Source organism: Paracoccus aurantiacus, from assembly GCF_007993065.1.
Taxonomy (GTDB): Bacteria; Pseudomonadota; Alphaproteobacteria; order Rhodobacterales; family Rhodobacteraceae; genus Paracoccus; species Paracoccus aurantiacus.
Genome location: NZ_VOPL01000002.1, coordinates 498,346 through 521,892, shown reverse-complemented (window position 1 = coordinate 521,892; position 23,547 = coordinate 498,346). Strand labels below are relative to the sequence as shown.

Below are 23,547 nucleotides of genomic sequence, written 5' to 3'. Positions count from 1 at the left end.
CGGTCCTCTCAGTGCTCGGCGGCGGCCGCGTCGGCCCCGGTCGTGGCTTCGACCACGCGATAGGCGGCCGGGTCTTCGGGCATGGTTTCTGTTGCAGCGGCAACCTGCGTCACCAGCGCCTCGACGCTGGGTCCGGTAATGTCGGTCACGACGCGCGGATAGACGCCCAGCCACAGCGTCATGACGATCAGCGGCACGAAAATCCAGCGCTCGCGCGGGGTCATGTCAGTGATCGACTTCAGGCTTTCCTTCAGAAGCGCGCCAAGCGTCACGCGGCGATACAGCCACAGCGCATACCCGGCCGAGAAGATCACGCCGGTCGCCGCAACGAAGGCGACCCAGGTGTTTTCGCGGAAGGTGCCAAGCAGGGTCAGGAATTCGCCCACAAATCCTGACGTCCCCGGCAGGCCGACATTCGCCATGGTAAAGAACATGAACACCAGCGCGTATTTCGGCATCCGGTTCACGAGACCGCCATAGGCGTCGATCTCGCGGGTATGCATGCGGTCATAGATCACGCCGACCAGCAGGAACAGCGCACCAGAAATGAAGCCGTGCGACAGCATCTGGAAGATCGCACCGTCGATGCCGACCTGATTGGCCGCGAAGATGCCCATCGTGACATAGCCCATATGCGCCACGGACGAATAGGCGATCAGCTTCTTCATGTCGGACTGCGCCAGCGCGACAAGCGAGGTGTAGACGATGGCGATAGCCGACAGCCAGAAGACGACCGGCTGGAAGATGTCAGACGCCACCGGGAACATCGGCAGCGAGAAACGCAGGAAGCCGTAACCGCCCATCTTCAGCAGCACCGCCGCCAGCACGACCGACCCCGCCGTCGGGGCCTGAACGTGTGCATCCGGCAACCACGTGTGGACCGGCCACATCGGCATTTTCACCGCGAAGCTGGCGAAGAAGGCGAGGAACAGCAGCGTTTGCAGCCCGCCGAAGATCGTCCAGCCCAGAAAGTGCATCGGGGTCGAAGAAAAGTCGAAGGCCAGAAGCTGTTCGATATCCGTCGTCCCGGCAGCGCGATACATCGTCACCATCGCGACCAGCATCAGAACCGAGCCGAGGAAGGTATAAAGGAAGAACTTGAAGGCCGCGTAAATGCGGTTCTGACCGCCCCAGATGCCGATGATAAGGAACATCGGTATCAGCCCTGCTTCGAAGAACAGGTAGAACAGCACCAGATCAAGCGCGGTAAACACGCCGATCATCAGCCCTTCCAGCACGAGGAATGCGATCATGTATTCCTTGACGCGATTCTCGACTTCCCATGTGGACAGGATCGTCAGCGGCATCAGGAAGGTTGTCAGCATCACGAACAGGATCGAGATCCCGTCGACGCCCATCTTGTAGCGCAGGCCCATGATCCAGCTGCGATCCTCGACGAACTGGAAGCCGGTATTGCCGCGGTCGAATCCGATCAGAACGTAAAGCGAAATCAGGAATGTCGCCGTGGTCGCGATCAGCGCCAGCCATTTCGCGTTGCGGTTCGCCGCAGCGTCATCGCCACGCAGAAACACCGCGAGGATCAGCGCCGCGACCAGCGGCAGGAAGGTGATGATCGAGAGGATATTTGTCATCTTACATGCTCCCCCGTGCCATCACCCAGATCAGCAGCGCGACGATGCCAACCACCATCGCAAAGGCATAGTGGAACAGATAGCCCGACTGCATCCGGCCGGCGAAGCGCGTCAGCCGCGGGATCAGCCCCATGGCGACGCCATTGATCGCGCCGTCGATGACGCGCCCATCGCCCCCCGACCACAGCGAGCGGCCAAGCCACAGTGCGGGGCGCACGAAGACGCGGTCGTAGATTTCGTCGAAATACCATTTGTTCAGCAGGAAGTTGTAAAGCGGACGTTGCGTCGACGCGAGCTTCGCCGGCGCCTCGGGATAGCGGATATACATCATCCACGCCGTGAAGAAGCCGATCAGCATTGCGATGAAGGGCGAGACTTTCACCCATTTCGGCGCTTCATGGGCCTCGTGGATGACATGATTGTCGGGATGCATATAGATCGCACCGCCGACCGGGGCCGGGACATCGGTGCGCACATGACCGCCTTCGGCATGCTCGCCTTCGGCTGCGGCAGGTGCAGCAGCGTGTTCACCTTCGGCGGCGGGCGCCTCGGCTGTCGCGGTATCTGCAACGGCCGGTTCGGCGGCAGCGTGTTCGGCCGGCGCGGCATGACCTTCACCGCCGGGCGCTGCATCGGTGCCGTGTTCGGCCGGCGCAGCCCCGGAAGTTTCAGCAACGGCGGCATGTTCCTCGCCTCCGCCGAGATGGAAGAAGCTGTTCAGCTTGTCGCCGAAGAAGTCGCTGTACCAGACCATGCCCGAGAAGATCGCGCCAATCGCCAGCACACCAAGCGGCACCGTCATTACGGCAGGGGATTCATGGGCGTGGTCATGCGCATGATGATCGCCGCGCGGCTTGCCCCAGAAGGTCATGAACATCAGCCGCCAGCTGTAGAAACTGGTAAAGCCCGCCGCGATCACCAATGCCCAGAAGGCAAACTGATTGCCGACCCAGGCGCTTTCGATAATCGCGTCCTTGGACAGGAAGCCCGCAAACCCGATCGTGGTCAGCGGAATACCGACCCCGGTAATCGCCAGCGTCCCGATCAGCATCGCCCAGAAGGTCAGCGGGATTTTCTTGCGCAAGCCTCCGTAATTGCGAAGGTCCTGCTCGTGATGCATGGCATGGATGACGGAACCCGCGCCAAGAAACAGCATCGCCTTGAAGAAGGCATGCGTCAGCAGATGGAACATCGCCGCCGAATAGACGCCGACGCCAGCCGCCACGAACATGTAGCCAAGCTGCGAGCAGGTCGAATAGGCGATGACGCGCTTGATATCGTTCTGCACCAGCCCAACGGTCGCGGCAAAGAATGCCGTGCAGGCGCCGATAATGGTGATGAACAGCCGCGCATCGGTCGCGAATTCATATAGCGGCGACATCCGGCAGACGAGGAAAACCCCCGCCGTCACCATGGTCGCGGCGTGGATCAGCGCCGACACGGGCGTCGGGCCTTCCATCGCGTCCGGCAGCCAGGTGTGCAGGAAAAGCTGCGCCGATTTCCCCATCGCGCCGACAAACAGCAGGACGCCCAGCAGGTTCGCGGCGTTCCAGTCGGTCCACAGGAAATGCACATTGGTTTCGGCAATGGCCGGGACCTGCGCGAAGATCTCGTCGAACACGACGGTGCCGGTCAGCCACCACAGCCCGAATATCCCCAGCAGAAAGCCGAAATCGCCGACCCGGTTGACGATGAATGCCTTCATGGCGGCCGCATTTGCCGACGGCTTTTTATAGTAGAACCCGATCAGCAGGTAAGACGCGACGCCCACGCCTTCCCAGCCGAAGAACATCTGCAGCAGGTTGTCCGCCGTCACCAGCATCAGCATGGCGAAGGTGAAGAAGGACAGATAGGCGAAGAAACGCGCCTTGTAATGCTCGGAATGGTCCCAGTTATCGTCATGGGCCATGTAGCCGATGGAATACAGGTGAACCAGCGCCGACACTGTCGTCACCACGATCAGCATGATGGCGGTCAGCCGGTCCAGCCGGATTGCCCATTGCGAGATGAAATCGCCCGCAACGATCCAGTCCATGACCGGAATGTGCCGCGTCACGCCGTCAAAGCCCAGGAAAACGATCCAGCTGAGCAGGCAGCACAGAAACAGGATGCCGGTCGTCAGATACTGGGCGGCGGTCTCGCCGATGGTGCGCCAGCCGAAGCCCGCAATCAACGCACCGACAAGGGGCGCAAACAGGATGATCTGTTCCATGCTCGTCTTACCCCTTCATCACGTTGACATCTTCCACGGCAATCGAGCCGCGGTTGCGGAAGAACACCACCAGGATCGCAAGCCCGATGGCAGCCTCGGCGGCGGCGACGGTCAGCACGAACATGGTAAAGACCTGGCCTGCCAGATCTCCCAGATGCGCCGAGAAAGCGATGAAGTTCATGTTCACCGCCAGCAGCATCAGCTCGATCGACATCAGGATGACGATGACGTTCTTTCGGTTCACGAAGATGCCAAAGATGCCGGTGACGAACAGAATCGCCCCCACCACCAGAAAATGCGTCAATCCGATCATCGTCTTGTCCCTCGGTTCGTGTTCTGGGGCGTGTGGCCCCGGTCGTTCTTGTGGCGCTTATCGCGCGCCATATCTGTTACATGGGCCGGTATGCGCGCCTGCCAGCAGCGGCAGGTCCGGCGCGGTCCAGCCAGTGCGGGGCGCGTATGCCGTCGTGCCGGCTTCGTCGGGATCACGGGGATGAAACCTGATTTGCGCCAAGCCCGGCGCATGGGGAAACAACAGCCCTTCAGCCGCCGTCGTCACTCCAGTCGCTCGCTTGTCCCGTCTGAAGGCCATTGCCCCCACTTTCGCTTGCTTGCCGAGTCGGGGGCGAACCGGCCGCCCCGTCTTTTCGCGCTTACTGCCAGAGAAGATCGGCAGAGTGAAGCGCACACCCACACCGGGCACCCGGATTTCGCCCCGCATTGACACTTCCCTGCACCATGTCGGAACCGCACCCCCGCCGCCCGCCGCAAGGCTTGGGCGGCGCGCGGTGCGTGCAGGCCCCGTCGCGGCCAGTATCGTGGCCGCAGCGGATGTCACAGCCCCTGCCCCGGCTTTACGTCGCGCAGCTCCAGCTGCTTGTTCGGATCAGTCAGCATCTGCTTCATGACATTCTGGCGCTTGATGTCGCGACGGTGGCGCATGGTCAGCACGATTGCCCCGATCATCGCGACCAGCAGGACCAGACCGGCAAGCTGGAATGCAAGGAAATAGCGATCGTAAAGGATCATCCCGATCGAATGCGTGTTCAGCGTATTCCCGACGATCGGCGCGACGCGCAGATCGGCTGCGCCTTCGGCGCTTTGCCAGCCGGAATAGCTCATCCCCAGAACGGTCAGCATGACCAGGGCCACGACCAGCCCAAGCGGCAGGAACCTGGCGAGTTCGCTTCTGAGTTCAGCGAAGTCGATGTCGAGCATCATCACGACGAACAGGAACAGCACCGCGACCGCGCCGACATAGACGATAATCAGCAGCATCGCCACGAATTCCGCACCCTGCATCACGAACAGGCCGGCAGCGCAGAGGAAAGTCAGGATCAGCCACAGAACCGAATGGACCGGGTTTTTCGAAAGCACGACCATGAAGCCGGCGATGCAGGCTACGAGTGCGAAAAGATAGAATGCAAAGACGCTCATGCCTCGTCCTCCTCGTCATAGACACTGGCAGCGATATCCAGCGCCTTCTGCATGGCGGGCAGGCCCGCGAACATGCTCATCTGATAGATGGTTTCAGCGATCTCGCGCTTGGTCGCCCCGGCTTCCAGCGCGTGACGGATGGTCAGTCGCAACTGCGGTTCCGCAAGCGCACCCTGCACGGTGATCGCACCGATGGTCAGCAGCAGCCGCGTCTTCGCGTCAAGGCCTTCGCGATTGAAGGTGCGCCCGAACCACATTTCCAGCACATCCGCCGGCATGGTCGGAACCAGCTTCTCGAACGCGCGGGTATCGACATGTTCGAGCGCCGGATTGAAGGCGCGCGCCATCTCCTGCCCTGAGGCGAGCATCTGCTGAAACAGACGGGAGAAGGCATCGGTCATCGGTAGGGTGCGTCCAGATAAAGATTGCGGGCGATTTCGGGTTCCCAGCGGGCGCCGTTCTCCAGCAACCGCTCCTTGTCGAAGAACAGCTCTTCGCGGGTTTCCGTGGCGAATTCGAAATTCGGGCCTTCGACAATGGCATCGACCGGGCAGGCTTCCTGGCAGAAGCCGCAATAGATGCACTTGGTCATGTCGATGTCGTAACGCGTCGTGCGGCGGCTGCCGTCGTCGCGGGGTTCCGCGTCAATCGTGATCGCCTGGGCAGGGCAGATCGCCTCACACAGTTTGCAGGCGATGCAACGTTCCTCGCCCGACGGATAGCGGCGCAGCGCATGTTCGCCCCGGAAACGCGGCGAAAGCGGGCCCTTTTCATGCGGGTAGTTGATCGTCTCCTTGGGCGCAAAAAAGTATTTCACACCCAGACCGAAACCTTTGATGAAATCCCACAGGAAGAAATACTTCGTCGCGCGGGCAAGATCGAATGCCATGATCAGCGCTCCTTCAGGCGTTCGGCGACGAAGCGGTCGAATGCGGCAACAAGCGCACGGACATGCGCGGAATCACGGTCCAGCCCGGCATGATCGGCCAGGAAATGCGCGAATTCGGCCTTGTCGGTTTCGCTCGCATTTGCAAGCGCGGCTGCGATGGTTTGCTCCGACATGATATCAGCCTCCGGTGACGACGGTGCCGATGGGCACCAGGTGATCCCAGCGGGCCCAGAAGCCGCCGAGAATTTCATAACGTGCCAGGATCGAGACGAGCACGACCCAGCCAAGCGACAGTGGCAAAAAGACCTTCCAGCCGATCCGCATAAGCTGGTCATAGCGATAGCGCGGCACGATCGCCTTCACCATCGAGAACATCCAGAACCAGAACCACATCTTCAGCACCATCCACAGCACGCCATCGGGCAGACCGGGAATGGGTGACAGCCAGCCGCCGAAGAACAGCAGCGAGATCAGCGCGCACATCAGATACATGGCGATATATTCGCCCGCCATGAACAGCAGATACGGGGTCGATCCGTATTCGACCATGTGACCTGCAACCAGTTCCGATTCCGCTTCGGCAAGATCGAAGGGCGGGCGGTTGGTTTCAGCCAATGCGCTGATGAAGAACAGCGCCAGCATCGGCAGGTGCGGCAGCCAGTACCACGACAACAGCCCCGCCCCGCTTTGCGCATTCACGATAGCCGTCAGGTTCATCGACCCGGTCGAGATGATAATCCCGATGATGATAAGCCCCATCGAGACCTCGTAAGAGATCATCTGCGACGCGGAACGCAGCGACGCGAGAAACGGGTATTTGGAATTCGAGGCCCAGCCACCCATGATCGTGCCGTAAACCTCCAGGCTGGACATCGCGAAGATGAACAGGATGGCGACGTTTACATCGGCCATGACCCAGCCGGGCGCGAAGGGGATCGCCACGAACGCGATCAGCGCCAGCGTCATCGACAGGAACGGCGCAAGGAAGAACACGAACTTGTCGGACCCGGCAGGCACGACGATCTCTTTCAGCACGTATTTCAGTGCGTCGGCGAAGGTCTGCAGGATGCCCCACGGTCCGACCACGTTCGGGCCGCGCCGCATCTGCACGGCGGCCCAGATCTTGCGGTCGCCATAGACCATGAAGATCAGCGAGATCATGACGAACGCGATGACCGCCAGCCCCTGCGCGAGCAGGATGATCGCGTGACCCAAACCGGATGCCCAGAATTCAGCCATTCTTATCTGTCCCTTCCACCGGCCCGGCCGCTGTCACGCGGGCGGGAATACCGTGCGCCCTGCAATCGCGCAGGGTCTGTTCTCTTTCCATGACCCGAAGGCCGATTGGCGATTTCTTCGACATGGTGAAGATGGATTCAACCGTCTTGGTGCCTTTTGCCTCGGTCCCGATGGTCCGTATATGCCGCGCATAGGGCGTATCGGTCGTCCTGGCCCAGGCGGCTAGCGTGCAGGTGGCATAGGCAAAGGCAGCGCTTTCGTCCACCCCTTCCCGCAACTGGACATGCACCGCCACCAGATCCTGCGGCGTCTTCTGACCGGCGATGCTCAGAAGCGTGACCGTTGCGCCAAGAAAGGCCTCGGGCGGGGTCGCGGCGATCTTCGCAGGCAGCGCCGAACGACGGCGCTTGGCGAATTCCTCCATCGCGATTTCCTGCGCGGTCGGAGGTTTGGGAAGATCATCCACGATGATGCTTTCATCTTCGACAAGAACGTCCGAGAGGTTGAACATCGCGTCCCCGCCACGCCCGAGCGCCTGCTGACCACGCGCCGAATCGAGCTTCGTCGTCGTCACGGTGCCGTCGTTTTCAAGGATCATCAATTCGCCATTCTTGGTCGAGATCCCTGCCAGAACCGAAGTATCGGCCGTCGGCCCCTCCAGCTGAAGCGGCAACGTCGCGGGCTTGGCGCGCGGAGGCTCTGCCAGGCCGCGATCCTGCGCAGCGCAGCCCGACAGGACGGCCATTGCCGTCATTGCCGCCCCGCTGATGATGTGGCCTTGCCGCATCATGTCCCCTTACTCTGCCGCCAGTTCACCAAGCTCGGCACGTGCCGCCGCCATTGCCGACAATTCGCCCATCAGCGCAGATGCACGTGCAATCGGGTTCGTCAGATAGAAATTCCTGATCGCATAGGAGAAATCGCCGCCCGACATCGCGGCTGACGGCAGCGCCTGCCACGTATTTTCGGGCACCGAATCCAGGTCCGCGAGATGCGGGACAGCCTCGATCAACGCGCGGCGCAGACCGGCAAGACTGTCCCAGGGAAGTGCCTGCCCACATTCCGCCGAAAGCGCGCGCAGGATCGCCCAGTTTTCCTTGGCGACACCCGGCGCGAAGTTTGCGCGCATGGCCAGTTGCGGCCGGCCTTCGGTATTGACGAAAAGCCCCGACTCCTCGGTATAGCAGGCGGCGGGCAGGATGATGTCGGCGCGATGCGCGCCCCGATCGCCATGGCTTCCCTGATAGATCACAAGGGCACCTTCCGCGATCTCGACCTCGTCCGCGCCGAGGTTGAAAATCACGTCCGCACCATCCAGCGCCGCCTCGATCCCGCCTTCGGTCACTGCGCCCACATCCATCGCGCCGACACGGCCCGCTGCGGTTTGCAGCACCAGCAGCTTCGAATTGCTGTTCTCGGCCAGCGTCATGGCATGGGCCAGAACTGCCTCACCATCCGCGCCCTGAATTGCGCCCTGCCCGACAATCACTAGCGACGGCGTGTCCTTCGTTTCCTGGCTGATCTCTAGCGAGGAAAGCTTTTCCAGCGCCGCGCGGTCATTGCCGACATGCGCATAGTCATAGGTCAGATCGACCGGTTCGCCGACAAGTCCGACCTTCGCACCGCGCGTCCAAGCAGCACGGATGCGCGAATTCAGCACCGGCGCTTCCGTCCGGGGGTTGGTCCCTATTAGCTGGATCATCTTCGCGCCGTCGATATCGGCGATGCTGGCCGTCCCGACATAGCCCGCGCGATTGCCGGCAGGCAGCTTCGCACCATCGACACGGCATTCAACGGTGCCGCCCAGCCCCTCGACCAGCTGCTTGAGACTGAATGCCGCCTCGGTCGGGGCCAGATCGCCGACCAGACCGGCCAACTTCTTCGCATCTTTCATCGCGGCTGCGGCGGCGGCAAGCGCCTCGCCCCATGCGGCGGGCCGCAGCCTGCCATTCTCGCGGATATAAGGCTTGTCGAGCCGCTGACGGCGCAAACCGTCCCAGATGAAGCGGGTCTTGTCGTTGATCCATTCCTCGTTCACGCCGTCATTGTTGCGCGGCAGGATACGCATCACTTCGCGGCCCTTGGTATCGACGCGGATATTGCTGCCAAGCGCATCCATCACGTCGATGCTTTCGGTCTTGGTAAGCTCCCACGGACGGGCGGTAAAGGAATAAGGCTTCGACACGAGCGCGCCGACCGGGCACAGGTCAATGATATTGCCCTGCATGTTCGAATCGAGCGTCATGTTCAGATACGAGGTGATTTCGCTGTCCTCGCCGCGCCCGGTCTGGCCCATCTGCGTGATGCCCGCGACCTCGGTCGTGAAACGGACGCAGCGCGTGCAGGAAATGCAGCGCGTCATATGCGTTTCGACAAGCGGGCCAAGGTTCAGATCTTCGGACGCGCGCTTGGGTTCGCGATAGCGCGAGAAGTCGATGCCGTAGGCCATCGCCTGATCCTGCAGGTCGCATTCTCCGCCCTGATCGCAGATCGGACAGTCAAGCGGATGGTTGATAAGCAGGAACTCCATCACGCCCTCGCGGGCTTTCTTGACCATCGGCGAATTGGTCAGAATCTCGGAAGGGGCACCTTCAGGGCCGGGCCGCAGGTCCTTGACCTGCATCGCGCAGGACGCGGTGGGCTTCGGCGGCCCACCGACGACTTCGACCAGGCACATGCGGCAATTGCCCGCGATGGACAACCGCTCGTGATAGCAGAAACGCGGTATCTCGATCCCGGCCTGTTCGCAGGCCTGAATCAGGGTCAGGTTCGGATCGACCTCGATTTCCTTGCCGTCGATCTTGATTTTGCGCAGATCTGCCATCTTTACGTCCTTACTTGGCCACCAGCAGAGAACCGGCGACCGACTTGCTTGCGATTTCGTTCTGACCGATGCGGCAGAAGGACTGGGCGTCCCCCTTACGCGCGCCATTTCGGTTCAGATACTGTTCGGCGGCGGCATAGATCCGCGCCTTGTCCTGCTTGCTGTCAAGAAATGCGTCGATCTGGGCCGAGGAATAGCCCTTGTCCCGCGCATATTTTTTCAACGCGCGCGCCTGACTCCAGGCGTAAACGATACGCGCGTCGATGGACGGGCATTCGCGGCGCACGCGGTCAGCGACCCGCGCGGCGATCAGCCGGTCGTTCACATAATTCTCCTGCGCCAGCGGCTCCAGCGCGGCCGCGGGCGCTGCCAGCGACGCTGCGGTCAGGGCGAGTGCGATCAGTTTCTTCATGGCGTCTGCCTCCATTCATTTATGGAGTGAGCCTTACCATAGCAGATCGCCAGCGGCCCGACACGGAGGGGTGAGCGGTTCGTGAGGGTAGTACCCCCGCGCCGCGCGCGCCGTCCCGCATATGCCGCATCTTTCGCCATTCCCGCCACTTACTCTGCCGCCATGGCGCCCATGCGCCCGGTTTTCTTCGCTTTCAGACGGTCTTCGATCTCGCCCCGGAAATTGCGGATCAGACCCTGAATTGGCCATGCCGCCGCGTCGCCAAGCGCGCAGATGGTGTGGCCTTCGACCTGCTTGGTGACGTCCAGCAGCATGTCGATTTCCTCGACCTCGGCATCGCCTTTGACCAGACGTTCCATGATCCGCATCATCCAGCCGGTGCCTTCGCGGCAGGGCGTGCATTGGCCGCAGCTTTCGTGCTTGAAGAACTTGGACAGCCGCCAGATCGCCTTGATGACATCGGTGTCCTGATCCATCACGATCAGGCAGCCGGTGCCGAAGCTGGACCGCAGTTCCTTCATGCCGTCATAGTCGAGGATCGCGTTCTCGCACTGCTCGGCATTCAGGATCGGGCAGGACGCGCCGCCGGGGATCACGGCTTTCAGGTTTTTCCAGCCGCCGCGCATGCCGCCACCATGCTTTTCGATCAGCTCTTTCATGCTGATGGACATGGCTTCCTCGACCACGCAGGGGGTGTTCACATGGCCAGTCAGGCCGAACAGCTTGGTGCCTGCATTGTTCGGACGCCCGAAACCCGCAAACCATTCGGGCCCGCGACGCAGGATGGTCGGGACGACAGCGATGGATTCGACGTTGTTCACGGTCGTCGGGCAGCCGTAAAGTCCCGCGCCGGCCGGGAAAGGCGGCTTCATGCGCGGCATGCCCTTCTTGCCCTCGAGACTTTCGAGCAGCGCGGTTTCCTCGCCGCAGATATAGGCGCCGGCGCCGTGGTTCAGATACAGGTCGAAGTCCCAGCCCGATTTGGCAGCGTTCTTGCCCAGAAGCCCGGCCTCGTAGCACTCGTTTATGGCGTTCTGCAAAGCCTCACGTTCGCGGATATATTCGCCACGGATGTAGATATAGCAGGCATGCGCGTTCATCGCGAAGCTGGCAATCAGGCAGCCTTCGATCAGCGTATGCGGATCGTGCCGCATGATCTCGCGGTCCTTGCAGGTCGCGGGCTCGGATTCGTCGGCATTCACCACCAGATAGGCCGGACGCCCATCCGATTCCTTGGGCATGAAGGACCATTTCAGGCCGGTCGGGAAGCCCGCCCCACCACGCCCGCGCAGGCCCGACGCCTTGACCTCGTCGATGATCTTGTCGCGGCCCCGGCCGATGATCTCGGCGGTGTTGTCCCAACATCCGCGCGACTGCGCGCCCGCCAGAGAGCGATCGCCCATTCCGTAGAGGTTCTGGAAAATCCGGTCCTGATCCTTCAGCAACATTGCCTTGTCTTCCTTAATTGTCCGACGGCGTCCTGCGCCGCCAGATACGCCAGGTCACAAGCAGCGACCAGACAAAACCACCCATCGCGGCCAAATCCGCGAGGAACGCATATTTCGCAGGCCAGGCATAGCGCTGCCCGGCCCAGTTCGCAGCCAGCCACAGAAGCGCCGTCGCGGCCATGACGACCGCCGCCAGCCGAAGCTGGAAGGCATCCTGGGCGGCGCGGTCGGCCATCAGTAGACCTCGCCCTTCTCGACCCGTGCCGAGAATTCAGTCTCGCCGCCCGATGCCAGAACCTTCGCCTGCGCGACCCAGTCATCGGACCGGATGCGCCCGCCCATCCGGCCGATCAGTTCGGCGAAATGGTCAATATCGGCGTCGCTCCATCCGGCGATCTGCGCGAAGCTGACAATGTCGTTTTCGTGCAGCAGCTTTTCCAGCTGAGGGCCGATGCCCTTGATCTCTTTCAGGTCGTCAGCCGCTTCCGGCTTGGCGTCGCCCTTCACAGGCTTCTGTTTGTCCGGCTTCGCCGCCTTCTTCGGGCCCGGCTTCGGATCAGCATCAGCCTCGCTGGCTTTCGCCTTTGCCGTAGGTTTCGGCTTGCTTGCCGTTGCTTTATCTGCCGCGTCGTCGCGGCCCTCCGCCGCCGAGGCCGGGGTCGGGATCGCGGCGCGACCGCCGGGCGACACAGTATCCGACCCTGCATGTGTCGGCGCGCCGTCGTCCGCAGGTTCGACAATGAGGTCATCACCCGCGTCTTTGTCGCTCGACGGGCCTGCGCCGATCCCGTCAGCGGAATCTGGCGTTTCGGTTTCCGCGACAGCACTGCTTTCGGCTTTGCCGCGTTCCGCAAGCGCCGCAAGCGCTGCTTTTGTATCCGCGACATGCGCCGCGTCATCATGCGGCCCACCATCATCGGCGCCAGCCTGCGTCAACTCCGCTTTGCCATCCTTCGAGGTCCGGTCGCCCGACGCCTCGGCAGCCTTCTCATCATCTGCATCGTGACCGGCATTCTCGCGCCGCTCGCGCAGCGCCTCGCGGCCTTTTTCGACAGCGGCAACTGTGCTGGCGGCGAAGGCAGCGCTGGCATTGACGACCGCCGCTTCCGCACGGTCGAGCACGCCGCCATCATGTTCCGGCGTCGTATGCGCAGCAGCCTCGGCGCCAAGCACATCGGCGCTTTCGCTCAGGCCGCCGCGGCCCTGACACAGCGCCCAGACCAGAAGGCTGCCCAACAGGAAGAACGTCAACAGACCAAGGATCAGGCCACCGAAGAACATGCCGCCGAACATGTTGAACAGCCAGACCAAAAGCCCGGCCACGGCAGCGGCGAGCCAGCAGTTCCGAGTACACTCGTTCTTCAGCATCTTTCTTCCCCGTCGTTGCAGTTAATCCTAGCTGGAGGCTCCCTTGTCGTCGTTGCGAAGCTCGCGGGCCTGCTTCACCCATTCATCGCGGGTGACACGGCCCTTGAAGCCTTCCAGGTTTGCGTCGATCCAGGCGATCTCGTCGGAATCCCAGCCAGCGATCTGGTCGAAATGATAGATGCCCAGTGAATGCAGCAGCTCTTCCAGCTTTGGCCCGACACCGGAAATCCGCTTCAGATCGTCGGCCCCGCCCTCGCGCGGCGCGCTGAAGCCTTCGGGTTTGCGGCCGGTCGGCTCTACCTCGCCCTCGGCTTCGGTCGGCGTGTCGGCTTCTTCGCGGGATTCGCTCGTCAGCTCAGGCTGCGCGGCACCGTCCCCGGTCTTCGCGGCATCCGCCGACGCGCCAGACTTGCCCAGCCAGGGCGTCAGGATCGGGACTTCGGTCCCGTCAATTCGCTTGAGAGTGTCGCCAAGCTCCAGTGCCAACGCAACCGAGGCGTTATCGGCCTCGGACGGCGGCAGAAGGTTCGTCAGGGCGTTCTGGCCCTCTTTCGCTTCCGAGGAGAAGCGCCCGTCCTGCGGACCGGGACGCGGGACATTGCCCGCCGCCATATCATCGATCAGCTTCGCTAGCTTTTCCGCCGTCAGGTCTTCGTAATAATCCTTGCCGATCTGCGCCATTGGCGCATTCGCGCAAGCGCCCAGACATTCGACCTCTTCCCATGAAAACTTGCCGTCATCCGACAGGGTGTGCGGCGTCGGCGAGATCTTTTCACGGCAGATCGCAATAAGCTCTTCGGCGCCGCAGATCATGCAGGTCGTCGTGCCGCAAATCTGGATATTGGCAATGCGTCCAACGGGATGAAGCTGGAACATGAAGTAGAAGGTCGCAACCTCCAGCACCCGGATATAGGCCATGCCCAACAGGTTGGCGACATATTCGATGGCCGGGCGTGACAGCCAGCCTTCCTGTTCCTGCGCGCGCCACAGCACCGGAATGACCGCAGATTGCTGGCGGCCTTCGGGGTATTTCGTCATCTGCGCCTGCGCCCATTCAAGGTTCGCTGGCGTGAACTCGAACGAGTCCGGCTGGATGGGGGAAAGGCGGCGCAGCATTAGCGGCAGTTCTCCGTCTTGAGAGTCAGAACGTTGCCTTTCAGCATCGCCCGCTCCTCGATTATCAATTCGCCGATGAAACGGTCGGTTTCGTCGGGTGTAAATTCAAGCATCTGTGGCAGGGTTTCGGCCTGTTCATCCGTGACCGAACAGCCAAGGCTTTCGATCGTCGCAATAAACTGGGCCTTGCGATCGCCTTCCGCCTGCTGCGCAGTGGCCGCCGGGCCGCATGCGGCAAGCGCAAGCAGCACCAAAGCCGGAGGGCGGTGGACGCTCACCTGTCGACCTCGCCGAACACGATGTCCAGCGTGGCGATGAAGGCGGGGATGTCTGACAGCATGTGACCCTTGGCCATCCAGTCGATCGACTGAAGATGCGCAAAGCCGGGCGCGCGCAGCTTGGCACGGTAAGGTTTGTTCGTCCCGTCGCTGACCAGATAGACGCCGAATTCACCTTTCGGTGCCTCGACCGCGGCATAGACCTCGCCGGCGGGCAGCTTGAAGCCCTCGGTATACAGCTTGAAGTGGTGGATCAGGCTTTCCATGTCGGTCTTCATCGCCAGACGCTTGGGCGGCGCGATCTTGCCGCGTGCCAGCACGTCGCCGGGCGTGTTCCGAAGCTTTTCAATGGCCTGCTTCATGATCTTGCAGGATTCCCGCATCTCGGCCATGCGGACCAGATAGCGGTCGTAGCAGTCACCATTCTTGCCGACGGGAATCTGGAAATCATATTCTTCATAGCCGTCATAAGGCTGCGACTTGCGCAGATCCCATGCCATGCCCGACCCGCGCACCATGACGCCGGTATAACCCCAGTCGAGCGCGTCTTCCGGGCTGACGATGCCGATGTCGACAAGGCGCTGCTTCACGATGCGGTTTTCGGTCAGAAGCGTGTTGAGGTCATCGACAAGCGCCGGGAAGGTTTCGCACCAGGCTTCGATATCGTCGATCAGGTCAGGCGGCAGGTCTTCGTGCACGCCGCCCGGCCGGTAATAGGCCATGTGCAGACGCGCGCCAGATGCGCGTTCGCAGAACACCATCAGTTCTTCCCGCGCCTTGAAGCCCCAAAGCGGCGGGGTCAGCGCGCCGATATCCAGCGCCCCGGTGGTGATGCCCAGAAGGTGGTTCAGGATGCGGCCGATTTCGTCGAACAGCACGCGGATGATCTTGGCGCGCGGCGGCGGCTCCACCCCGGCCAGCTTTTCAATCGCCAGACACCAGGCATGTTCCTGATTCTGCGGCGAGGAATAATCCAGCCGGTCGAAATAGGGCAGGTTCTGAAGGTAGGTGCGGCTTTCCATCAACTTCTCGGTGCCACGATGCAACAACCCGATATGCGGGTCGGCACGCTCTACCACTTCCCCGTCAAGTTCCAGAACGAGGCGAAGAACACCATGCGCAGCCGGGTGTTGCGGGCCAAAGTTGATGTTGAAATTGCGGATGTCCTGTTCGCCCGTATGGGCGTCAACAGAACCGTCGTCATACGTATTGACGCGAATATCGCCGTCCATGACTTACCCCCTTGCAGCCGCGCGCCGGGGCGCGTGGCACGGAATTGCAGAACTGCGCAGATGATAGCAGATGCGCGTCATTTGCCCGCCTCCTTCGCCTTCTCGTCGCCGGGCAGCACGTATTTCGCGCCCTCCCACGGGGACAGGAAGTCGAACTGACGATATTCCTGCGTCAGCCTCACCGGCTCGTACACGACACGCTTGAGGGCGTCGTCATAGCGGACCTCGACATAGCCGGTTGTCGGAAAATCCTTGCGCAGCGGGAAGCCGCGAAAGCCGTAATCGGTCAGGATGCGGCGCAGGTCCGGGTGGCCCGAGAACATGATGCCGAACAGATCGAACACCTCACGCTCATACCAGTTGGCACCGGGGAACAGCCCAGTGATCGACGGCACGATCTCATCCTCCCGCACGGCGAACTTGACCCGGATGCGCTGGTTCCTGAACATCGACAGCATTTGATAGACGACATCGAAACGCGCCGGCCGTTCGGGGTGATCGACGGCGGTAATGTCGGTCAGCGTCGAGAACCGGCAATTCGTGTCGGACTGCAGAAACTCGATCAGACGCAGCAGCCCCGAAAGCGAGGCGGTGACGTTCAGTTCATCGAAGGCGATTTCGGTCGCCAGGACATCATCGCCAAAACGAAGCTGAATCAGCTCGGCCAGATCGGCCAGCGAGTCGGTATCGGGATAGACAGCCATGACTTACCTCACCAGCGTGCCGGTGCGGCGGATGCGCCGCTGCAATTGCAGGATGCCGTAAAGAAGCGCCTCGGCCGTGGGCGGACAGCCGGGAACATAGATGTCCACGGGCACGATCCGGTCGCAACCGCGCACGACGGCATATGAATAGTGATAGTAGCCGCCCCCATTTGCGCAGCTTCCCATGCTGATGACATAGCGCGGTTCTGGCATCTGGTCATAGACCTTGCGCAGCGCCGGGGCCATCTTGTTGGTCAAAGTGCCGGCAACGATCATCAGGTCCGACTGGCGCGGAGAGGCGCGCGGCGCCGTGCCGAAACGTTCGATGTCATAGCGCGGCATGGACGCCTGCATCATCTCGATCGCGCAGCAGGCCAGACCGAAGGTCATCCAGTGCAGCGATCCGTTGCGCGCCCAGTTGATGATGTCCTCGGTCGTGGTCAGCAGAAAGCCCTTGTCCTGCAGTTCGTCCGAAAGCTCGCGAACCTGCACGTCACGATCCGGCCCGGCTGTCGTGGCCATCGCCGGAACCGATGCGCCGGGACCAGAGACGTTCGGCCCGACCATCGTGCCATCCGGCTGCAGAACCGACGATTTCGGCTGGATCAGGCCGGACTTCGATTCGTTCGTCACGCCCATTCCAGTGCCCCTTTCTTCCATTCATATGCAAAGCCGACCGTCAGCACGCCCAAGAAGATCATCATGCCCCAGAAGGCCAGATCCGACAGGTTGTGAAAGCTGACCGCCCACGGAAACAGGAAGGCCACTTCAAGATCGAAGATGATGAAAAGAATCGAAACGAGGTAGAATCGCACGTCGAACTTGGCGCGCGCGTCGTCGAACGGCGCGAAGCCGCATTCGTAAGCCGACACTTTTTCCGGGTCGGGATTTCGTATCGCCACCACGGCCGCAGCCGCAATCAGGATCAGGGCGAGCGCCGAGGCCATGGCAATGAACACCAGGATCGGCAGATATTCGGACAGAAGATAGTCCACAGATGAGGCTCCCTTATGCCGCAACCGGGCCCGGTTGCGTTTGGGTTGGGCTACTGCCCCGTTTATCCCCGCCACCAGAGAGGGTCAACTGAGGCTCGTGCAATTCCGGCCGGGCTTTTCGGTTCCACGCGCGCCAGCAGCCTGTCCGGGGGAAGCGGCGCGACAGATAAATATCTGAAAACCCCTGCACAAGTGGAACCAGACTTCACCAGATCGCGTTCAATGCACGTCATCACCGCCCGGAATGCACTGTGATTGCCGGTCGGAAAAGCAAAACTGAAGGGGACTTCCATGGGTCTAATCGTTGCGATTATCGTCGGTGCAATCGCTGGCTGGCTTGCAGGCCAGATTGTCAAAGGTCACGGCCAGGGCGTCCTGGTCAACATCGTTGTCGGGATCGTCGGGGCGCTGATCGCCTCGTTCCTGTTCCCGGCGCTTGGCATGGGTGCCGGTGAAGGCACGAATGTCATCGGCTCGATCATCTACGCCACCATCGGTGCCGTTATCCTGCTGGTGCTGCTGCGCCTGATCAACCGCGCGACCTGATACGGCTGGACCCGACGCCGCCCGGCCTGAAGGCTGCGCGGTCGGCGGGACGGAAATAGCACCAGACCCCTCGCAAGCCGCTTGCGGGGGGTCGTTTTTTTGGACATCCTGACGCCGATGCCCTCGTCCGTTTCAACCTTCGCCCCTTTTCGCCATCCGGCCTTTCGCACGCTGTGGACAGCTACGCTGGTCTCGAATTTCGGGGGATTGGTGCAGGCGGTCAGCGCGGCCTGGCTGATGACGCAGCTGACAACGAACGCGACACTCATCGCGCTCGTTCAGGCGTCGAACACCCTTCCGATCATGCTGTTTGCGCTGGTGTCAGGGGCGCTGTCCGACATCTTCGACCGCCGCCAGATCATGATGGCGGCGATCAGCTTCATGGCTGCGATGTCAGCGCTGCTGGCCTTTGTCGCCTGGACCGGCTCGATCACGCCGTGGTTGCTGCTGGCCTTCACCTTCCTGATCGGGCTTGGACAGGCGCTTTACAATCCGCCGTGGCAGGCCTCGATGGGCGATCTTGTCCCGCGCGACGACCTGCCGCAAGCGGTGACGCTGAACTCTGTCGGGTTCAATCTGATGCGGTCGGTCGGCCCGGCGGCTGGCGGTCTGATCGTGGCGGCCTGGGGCGCTGCGATGGGGTTCATCGTCAATGCCTTCAGCTATGTCCCACTGCTGATCGCCATGTCGCGCTGGAAGCCGGGCTATCCGCCCCGCACCACCGCCCGAGAACCGTTCGTGTCTGCCGTTGGTGCCGGTCTGCGCTATGTCGCGCTGTCGCCGAATCTGGTGCGCGTGCTGACCCGTGCCTGCGCCTTCGGCCTTGCCGCAGCAACGCTGATGGCACTGCTGCCGCTGGTGGCCAAGTCGCATCCGGGCGGCGGATCGCTGCTGTTCGGCATCCTGCTTGGCTGCTTTGGCGCGGGTGCGATCATCGGTGCGCTGACCAATACGCGCATCCGCGCCCGTTTCAGCAACGAGTGGATCGTTCGGCTGGGCATGATTCTGTTTGCCGCGGCAATGACGATCCTCGGGCTCAGCAGCAATGTATGGGTGCAGGCGCTGGCGATCTTTCCCGCCGGCATGGCCTGGGTGATCGTGCTGTCGCTGTTCAACGTGTCCGTCCAGCTGTCCACGCCGCGTTGGGTCGTGGCGCGGGCGCTGGCGCTGTATCAGACCGTCACTTTCGGCGGCATGGCGGCAGGGGCATGGCTGTGGGGATCGGTTGCGCAGGCCTATGGGTTCGAGATGGCGCTGCTTGGCGCCGCCTGTGCGCTGCTGTTCGCCGCCGCGATCGGTTTCTTCCTTCCGATGCCCGAATTCAGCCAGTCCGACCTGTCACCCGCAAATCGCTTCCGCGAGCCGGTGCTGGGTCTGGATCTGCGCGGTCGCTCGGGGCCGATCATGATTATGGTGGATTACCACATCGCCCCCGAGGATACCGAGGAATTCCTGTCGCTGATGGTCAAGCGTCGCGATATCCGCCGCCGCGACGGTGCGCGTTCATGGGTGCTGCTGCGCGATCTGGAAAAGCCCGATCACTGGTCGGAAAGCTATCACATCGCGACCTGGGACGATTACATCCGCCATAACACCCGGCGCACGGTCACCGATTCCTCCGTGACCGAAGCGCTGCACAGGCTGCACCTTGACGACGGCGGCCCGCATGTTCACCGACTGATCGAACGTCATAACGTCGCCTCGCATGCGGATGTGCCGCTGCGCGGAAAGATCGACGTGATGTGAAGCTGCGGCCGCTATTTCGACTGATCGAAAAGCCAGTCCCGCAGACCCTCGATACCATAGGCGATGCGCCATGTATTGACGTGACCCGCCGCCCCTTCGCTGCTTTCGCCTTCCGGGATCACCGTGCCTTTCGCAAACGAGACGAAAAGCACATTGCTGTCTGCGCCAGCTTCCCGCAGCGCTGCCACGTCGGCCGCGAATTCCTGTGGGCTCGCACGTCCGTCCCACTCGGCACGGGTGATGCTGGCACCGTTGTCAGCAAGGACATCCATGATTGCGGTCATCCCCGGATAGGCCTTCGCATCATCCTGAGAGACGATTGCGAAAATATTGTCATCTGCCAGCGGTGCCACGACCGAAGTATCCCATTGCCCCGCAACCAGAAGCGAGGCTGCAAACAGGTCGGGATATTTAATGTTCATCGCAATAGACGTCATGCAGCCACCGGATTGCCCGGTCGTATAAAGCCGGTCCGCGTCAAGGCTGTAGTCGCGCTGCAAGGCCTCGATCAGCCGAACCGTCACATCCGCATAGACAGAGGTCTGTGACGCATCATTGGCCAGAGCGACGGGATATTGCGGGGCAAGCACGAACGAGGGATGTTTTTCCTGATCCTCGGGGCTTGCGAACGCCACGGCGCCCAGGCCCTGTTCCAGCGTGCGCATGGGGTTCGTGCCAGTCACACCTGCGTCATGCATGAACAGCACCAGCGGATAGCGCTGCGCGGGGTCATAATCGGCCGGGATGAACAGGTTATAGTTCAGGATCAGCCCGGTTTCGGGATCAGTGAAGCGGAATTGGCGGAAATCGTCGACGATCAGATTGGTTTGCCGCGTATTGATCAGCGCGGTCTCTGTCGGCGCGATACTGTCGCCGGCAACTGTTGTGACAGGCTGCACCTGCGACACCACGGCCTGCGCCGGCTCGTCGACCCCAGGCGCATAGACGACTGCCGCCGGATCATCGGGCTCAAGCTCCAGCACGACGAACGACCCGTCAGCCCCCTGATCGGCTTTTTCTGCGCGATCATTGGCATAGACCCTTAATATCGTGCGGTCGGCGACAGTGTATAGCGCCGGATCAAGCGCATCATTCGCAACCGGGACGTCGTATTCAAGTATCGCTGCCGTAAGCCGCTGGCTGCGACCGAATACCTCGGTCACAGAGGTCAGCGACGTGATGTGCTCTGTCGAAAAGACGGTCGAATTGACCGCGGGACCGCCCCCTGCGGCGGCACCCGGCGCTTGCGTCTGGGCGAGTGCGGGCTGGGATGCGGCCAGGAGAGCCAGCAGAATGGCTGTTGAGACACTGTTCTTCATCAAAATTCTTCCAATGCTAATCGCGTGAATACCGGATCGCTGGCACGGGCTGGCGCGTATCAGCAGATATTGCGCACGCCGGGAACTCAAGCCCCTGAATTCGCGTATGCCGATCAGTCTGCCGAGCGCAGCTTTCTGCCGCGCCACAGAATGAACAGCCCCGAACAGACAATAAGTGCCGATCCGATCATCATCCCGCCACTGAGCTTTTCGCCGAACAGGAACACGCCGAAGGCGATGCCGAACAGCAGGCGGGAATAGCGGAAAGGCGTGACGGCGGATACTTCGCCCGTGCGCATCGCCTTCATCAGGCAGGCATAGGCGCTGACACCGGCACAGACGGCGCAAACAAGTACCAGCACGGTCCGCGCCTGGGGCAAGACGAATTCTGGGCGATCCCAAAGCGCATAGATGACACCGGCCAGAACGATGCCCAGGAAGCCGTAAAATCCCAGGATTGCGGTCCCAAGCCCCGCGGGTGCCGCCCGGCTGGCAAGGTCGCGCCCCGCAAAGCCGAGCATGCCCAGCACGGCAAGGATCGACAGCGCAGAAAAGCCGTTCGTGCCGGGCTTCAGGATAATCATCACGCCCGCAAGCCCGATCAGGATGGCAAGCCAGCGCCGGATGCCCACCTTCTCGCCAAAAACCAGCGCAGCACCCGCGACGACCACAAGCGGCGTCGCCTGAAGGATCACGGTTGTCGCGGATAACGGTGTCAGTGCAATCGACAGGGTATAGAAAAGCCGGCCGATGATTTCAAAGACCATGCGCACCTGCATCGGGCGCGACAAGACTTCAGGAGACATGAGGCGCTGACCGCTGATGGCTGCCACCAGCGCGAATACGATGGCACCGCCGATGCCGAACAGCAGCAAAACCTCTGCCGTGGGCAAGGCCTGAGCGGCGGATTTGATGAACACATCCTCGACCGCGAATGCGGCCATCGAGGCGACCATCCACAGCCCCCCGATCAGGTTCGCACGCTCGGCCGTGGTGGCGGCGGAGGCGGCGAGCGGACGCGCGTTATCAGGCACCCTCGAACTCGCACAGAATGTGAACCGGCATCCCCATCGCAGCCAGCCGTTTGCCGCCGCCAAGCTCTGGCAGGTCGATGACGAAGGCGCAGCCGATCACTTCTGCCCCCAGCCGTCGGCACAGCTTGATCCCGGCCTCTGCCGTGCCGCCGGTCGCAAGCAGGTCGTCAACAATCAGCACCCGCTCGCCCGGCTGCAGCGAATCGTCATGGATCTCCATCACGGCCTCGCCATATTCAAGTTCGTAGGCTTCCGAGATCACGGTGCCCGGCAATTTCCCCTTCTTGCGGATCGGAACGAAGCCCGTCGAAAGCTGATGTGCGACCGCGCCACCCAGAATGAAGCCCCGCGCTTCCAGCCCCACGACCTTGTCGATGCGCTCGCCCGCATAAGGCGTCAGAAGCTGGTCAATCGCCATCCGGAAGCCGCGCGCATCGGCGAACAGCGTCGTGACATCGCGGAAAATGATTCCCTCATGAGGGAAGTCATAGATGCTGCGGATATAGTCCTTGACGGTCTTTTGCGTCATTCCGGGCGCTCCAGTTCGAAGATGTCGTGAACGGCCGCATAGTCGCGATAGCCCATGCGCGCCAGCCACCCGTCCTTCTGCAGGTCGAACCTTCCGTCCTGAATGCAGTCGTCGCGCAGGTGAACGCCGGTCACAGTCCCGATGACCAGCCAGTTCGCATCGCCCGGCAGTCGCTGCACGCGGGTGGCGCGGCATTCGAGAGATGCGGGAGAGGCGGCGACCCGAGGGCAGTCGATTGTGGTGCAGTCGGCTGCGTCGATTCCCGCGACCTCGAATTCGCTGACGCCGGCGGGCAGCGCCGCGCTCGAGGCGTTCATCTGGTCGATCAGCGCCGCCGAGGCGATGTTGACGCAAAACACCCCGGTTTCCGCGATATGCGCAAGCGTGTCCTTCATGCCGGGTCGGTCAGATTTCGCGGTGGTCGATGCGAACATGACCTGCGGCGGGACATAGGCAATCGCATTGAAGAAGCTGTAAGGGGCAAGGTTGTCGCCGTCCGACCCACGGGTCGAAATCCAGCCCACGGGGCGCGGTGCGATGATCGCATTGAACGGATTATGGGGCAGGCCGTGGCCTGTCTCGGGTCGGTAGAACATCACATCTCCTGTCTGCCGGGCGCATCCTGCC

Annotated in this window: 27 protein-coding genes; 2 read left to right on the top strand and 25 right to left on the bottom strand. The window is 61.9% G+C overall.

Going from position 1 to position 23,547, the window contains the following annotated elements; genetic code table 11:
• Positions 1-8: 8 nt before the first annotated feature.
• From FQV27_RS08045 to FQV27_RS07950, 21 genes are all read right to left on the bottom strand, one after another.
• Complete coding sequence (locus FQV27_RS08045) at positions 9-1,592, bottom strand: NADH-quinone oxidoreductase subunit M (RefSeq protein WP_147097328.1); 1,584 nt, start codon at positions 1,590-1,592, stop codon at positions 9-11.
• Position 1,593: 1 nt separating this feature from the next.
• Entirely contained in the window at positions 1,594-3,804 is a 2,211-nt protein-coding gene (gene nuoL / locus FQV27_RS08040; protein WP_147097327.1) for an NADH-quinone oxidoreductase subunit L, read from the bottom strand.
• A gap of 7 nt (positions 3,805-3,811) precedes the next feature.
• Positions 3,812-4,117 (bottom strand): NADH-quinone oxidoreductase subunit NuoK, encoded by a 306-nt coding sequence (gene nuoK, locus FQV27_RS08035; protein ID WP_147097326.1) that lies wholly within the window; start codon positions 4,115-4,117, stop codon positions 3,812-3,814.
• Positions 4,118-4,174: 57 nt separating this feature from the next.
• Positions 4,175-4,525 (bottom strand): hypothetical protein, encoded by a 351-nt coding sequence (locus FQV27_RS08030; protein ID WP_147097325.1) that lies wholly within the window; start codon positions 4,523-4,525, stop codon positions 4,175-4,177.
• Positions 4,526-4,638: 113 nt separating this feature from the next.
• Positions 4,639-5,241 (bottom strand): NADH-quinone oxidoreductase subunit J, encoded by a 603-nt coding sequence (locus FQV27_RS08025; RefSeq protein ID WP_147097324.1) that lies wholly within the window; start codon positions 5,239-5,241, stop codon positions 4,639-4,641.
• The gene (locus FQV27_RS08020) at positions 5,238-5,642 is read right to left on the bottom strand and encodes a carboxymuconolactone decarboxylase family protein (RefSeq protein ID WP_147097323.1); all 405 of its coding nucleotides are present in this window, start codon (positions 5,640-5,642) and stop codon (positions 5,238-5,240) included. The genes FQV27_RS08025 and FQV27_RS08020 overlap by 4 nt, the downstream gene beginning before the upstream one ends.
• Positions 5,639-6,130: an NADH-quinone oxidoreductase subunit NuoI gene (gene nuoI / locus FQV27_RS08015; protein WP_147097322.1), complete on the bottom strand. Its 492-nt coding sequence runs from the start codon at positions 6,128-6,130 to the stop codon at positions 5,639-5,641. Before nuoI ends, FQV27_RS08020 begins: the two co-directional genes overlap by 4 nt.
• A 2-nt stretch (positions 6,131-6,132) precedes the next feature.
• Complete coding sequence (locus tag FQV27_RS18850; RefSeq protein WP_186827254.1) at positions 6,133-6,303, bottom strand: hypothetical protein; 171 nt, start codon at positions 6,301-6,303, stop codon at positions 6,133-6,135.
• Positions 6,304-6,307: 4 nt separating this feature from the next.
• Entirely contained in the window at positions 6,308-7,369 is a 1,062-nt protein-coding gene (gene nuoH / locus FQV27_RS08010) for an NADH-quinone oxidoreductase subunit NuoH (protein WP_147097321.1), read from the bottom strand.
• Entirely contained in the window at positions 7,362-8,156 is a 795-nt protein-coding gene (locus FQV27_RS08005) for a hypothetical protein (RefSeq protein ID WP_147097320.1), read from the bottom strand. The genes nuoH and FQV27_RS08005 overlap by 8 nt, the downstream gene beginning before the upstream one ends.
• A gap of 9 nt (positions 8,157-8,165) precedes the next feature.
• Positions 8,166-10,193, bottom strand: a complete 2,028-nt coding sequence (gene nuoG / locus FQV27_RS08000; protein WP_147097319.1) for an NADH-quinone oxidoreductase subunit NuoG — start codon at positions 10,191-10,193, stop codon at positions 8,166-8,168.
• A gap of 10 nt (positions 10,194-10,203) precedes the next feature.
• Entirely contained in the window at positions 10,204-10,605 is a 402-nt protein-coding gene (locus FQV27_RS07995; RefSeq protein WP_147097318.1) for a DUF5333 domain-containing protein, read from the bottom strand.
• A 149-nt stretch (positions 10,606-10,754) separates the two neighbouring features.
• Positions 10,755-12,050: an NADH-quinone oxidoreductase subunit NuoF gene (gene nuoF / locus FQV27_RS07990; RefSeq protein WP_147097432.1), complete on the bottom strand. Its 1,296-nt coding sequence runs from the start codon at positions 12,048-12,050 to the stop codon at positions 10,755-10,757.
• A gap of 16 nt (positions 12,051-12,066) precedes the next feature.
• Positions 12,067-12,288 (bottom strand): DUF5337 family protein, encoded by a 222-nt coding sequence (locus FQV27_RS07985; RefSeq protein WP_147097317.1) that lies wholly within the window; start codon positions 12,286-12,288, stop codon positions 12,067-12,069.
• Complete coding sequence (locus tag FQV27_RS07980; RefSeq protein ID WP_147097316.1) at positions 12,288-13,421, bottom strand: NADH-quinone oxidoreductase subunit E; 1,134 nt, start codon at positions 13,419-13,421, stop codon at positions 12,288-12,290. Before FQV27_RS07980 ends, FQV27_RS07985 begins: the two co-directional genes overlap by 1 nt.
• A 27-nt stretch (positions 13,422-13,448) precedes the next feature.
• Complete coding sequence (gene nuoE / locus FQV27_RS07975; protein ID WP_147097315.1) at positions 13,449-14,537, bottom strand: NADH-quinone oxidoreductase subunit NuoE; 1,089 nt, start codon at positions 14,535-14,537, stop codon at positions 13,449-13,451.
• The gene (locus tag FQV27_RS07970; protein ID WP_147097314.1) at positions 14,537-14,815 is read right to left on the bottom strand and encodes a hypothetical protein; all 279 of its coding nucleotides are present in this window, start codon (positions 14,813-14,815) and stop codon (positions 14,537-14,539) included. The genes nuoE and FQV27_RS07970 overlap by 1 nt, the downstream gene beginning before the upstream one ends.
• Entirely contained in the window at positions 14,812-16,047 is a 1,236-nt protein-coding gene (locus tag FQV27_RS07965) for an NADH-quinone oxidoreductase subunit D (protein WP_147097313.1), read from the bottom strand. The genes FQV27_RS07970 and FQV27_RS07965 overlap by 4 nt, the downstream gene beginning before the upstream one ends.
• 77 nt (positions 16,048-16,124) lie before the next feature.
• Positions 16,125-16,751 (bottom strand): NADH-quinone oxidoreductase subunit C, encoded by a 627-nt coding sequence (locus FQV27_RS07960; RefSeq protein ID WP_147097312.1) that lies wholly within the window; start codon positions 16,749-16,751, stop codon positions 16,125-16,127.
• A 3-nt stretch (positions 16,752-16,754) separates the two neighbouring features.
• Positions 16,755-17,273 (bottom strand): NuoB/complex I 20 kDa subunit family protein, encoded by a 519-nt coding sequence (locus FQV27_RS07955; RefSeq protein WP_147097429.1) that lies wholly within the window; start codon positions 17,271-17,273, stop codon positions 16,755-16,757.
• 107 nt (positions 17,274-17,380) lie between these two features.
• Positions 17,381-17,746: an NADH-quinone oxidoreductase subunit A gene (locus tag FQV27_RS07950; protein ID WP_147097311.1), complete on the bottom strand. Its 366-nt coding sequence runs from the start codon at positions 17,744-17,746 to the stop codon at positions 17,381-17,383.
• A 291-nt stretch (positions 17,747-18,037) separates the two neighbouring features.
• Here FQV27_RS07950 and FQV27_RS07945 point away from each other — a divergent pair, with 291 nt between their 5' ends.
• Together FQV27_RS07945 and FQV27_RS07940 are read left to right on the top strand one after the other, a co-directional pair.
• The gene (locus FQV27_RS07945; protein ID WP_147097310.1) at positions 18,038-18,292 is read left to right on the top strand and encodes a GlsB/YeaQ/YmgE family stress response membrane protein; all 255 of its coding nucleotides are present in this window, start codon (positions 18,038-18,040) and stop codon (positions 18,290-18,292) included.
• A gap of 117 nt (positions 18,293-18,409) precedes the next feature.
• Positions 18,410-20,038, top strand: a complete 1,629-nt coding sequence (locus FQV27_RS07940) for an MFS transporter (protein WP_147097427.1) — start codon at positions 18,410-18,412, stop codon at positions 20,036-20,038.
• Positions 20,039-20,049: 11 nt separating this feature from the next.
• On the opposite strand, the gene FQV27_RS07935 is transcribed toward FQV27_RS07940, so the two are convergent.
• From FQV27_RS07935 to FQV27_RS07920, 4 genes are all read right to left on the bottom strand, one after another.
• The gene (locus FQV27_RS07935) at positions 20,050-21,357 is read right to left on the bottom strand and encodes a prolyl oligopeptidase family serine peptidase (protein WP_147097309.1); all 1,308 of its coding nucleotides are present in this window, start codon (positions 21,355-21,357) and stop codon (positions 20,050-20,052) included.
• A 113-nt stretch (positions 21,358-21,470) separates the two neighbouring features.
• Entirely contained in the window at positions 21,471-22,313 is an 843-nt protein-coding gene (locus FQV27_RS07930; protein ID WP_147097426.1) for a DMT family transporter, read from the bottom strand.
• A 70-nt stretch (positions 22,314-22,383) separates the two neighbouring features.
• Positions 22,384-22,920 (bottom strand): adenine phosphoribosyltransferase, encoded by a 537-nt coding sequence (locus FQV27_RS07925; RefSeq protein ID WP_147097308.1) that lies wholly within the window; start codon positions 22,918-22,920, stop codon positions 22,384-22,386.
• Positions 22,917-23,516, bottom strand: coding sequence for a flavin reductase family protein (locus tag FQV27_RS07920; RefSeq protein ID WP_147097307.1), 600 nt, complete (start codon positions 23,514-23,516; stop codon positions 22,917-22,919). The genes FQV27_RS07925 and FQV27_RS07920 overlap by 4 nt, the downstream gene beginning before the upstream one ends.
• Between the last annotated feature and the right edge of the window lie 31 nt (positions 23,517-23,547).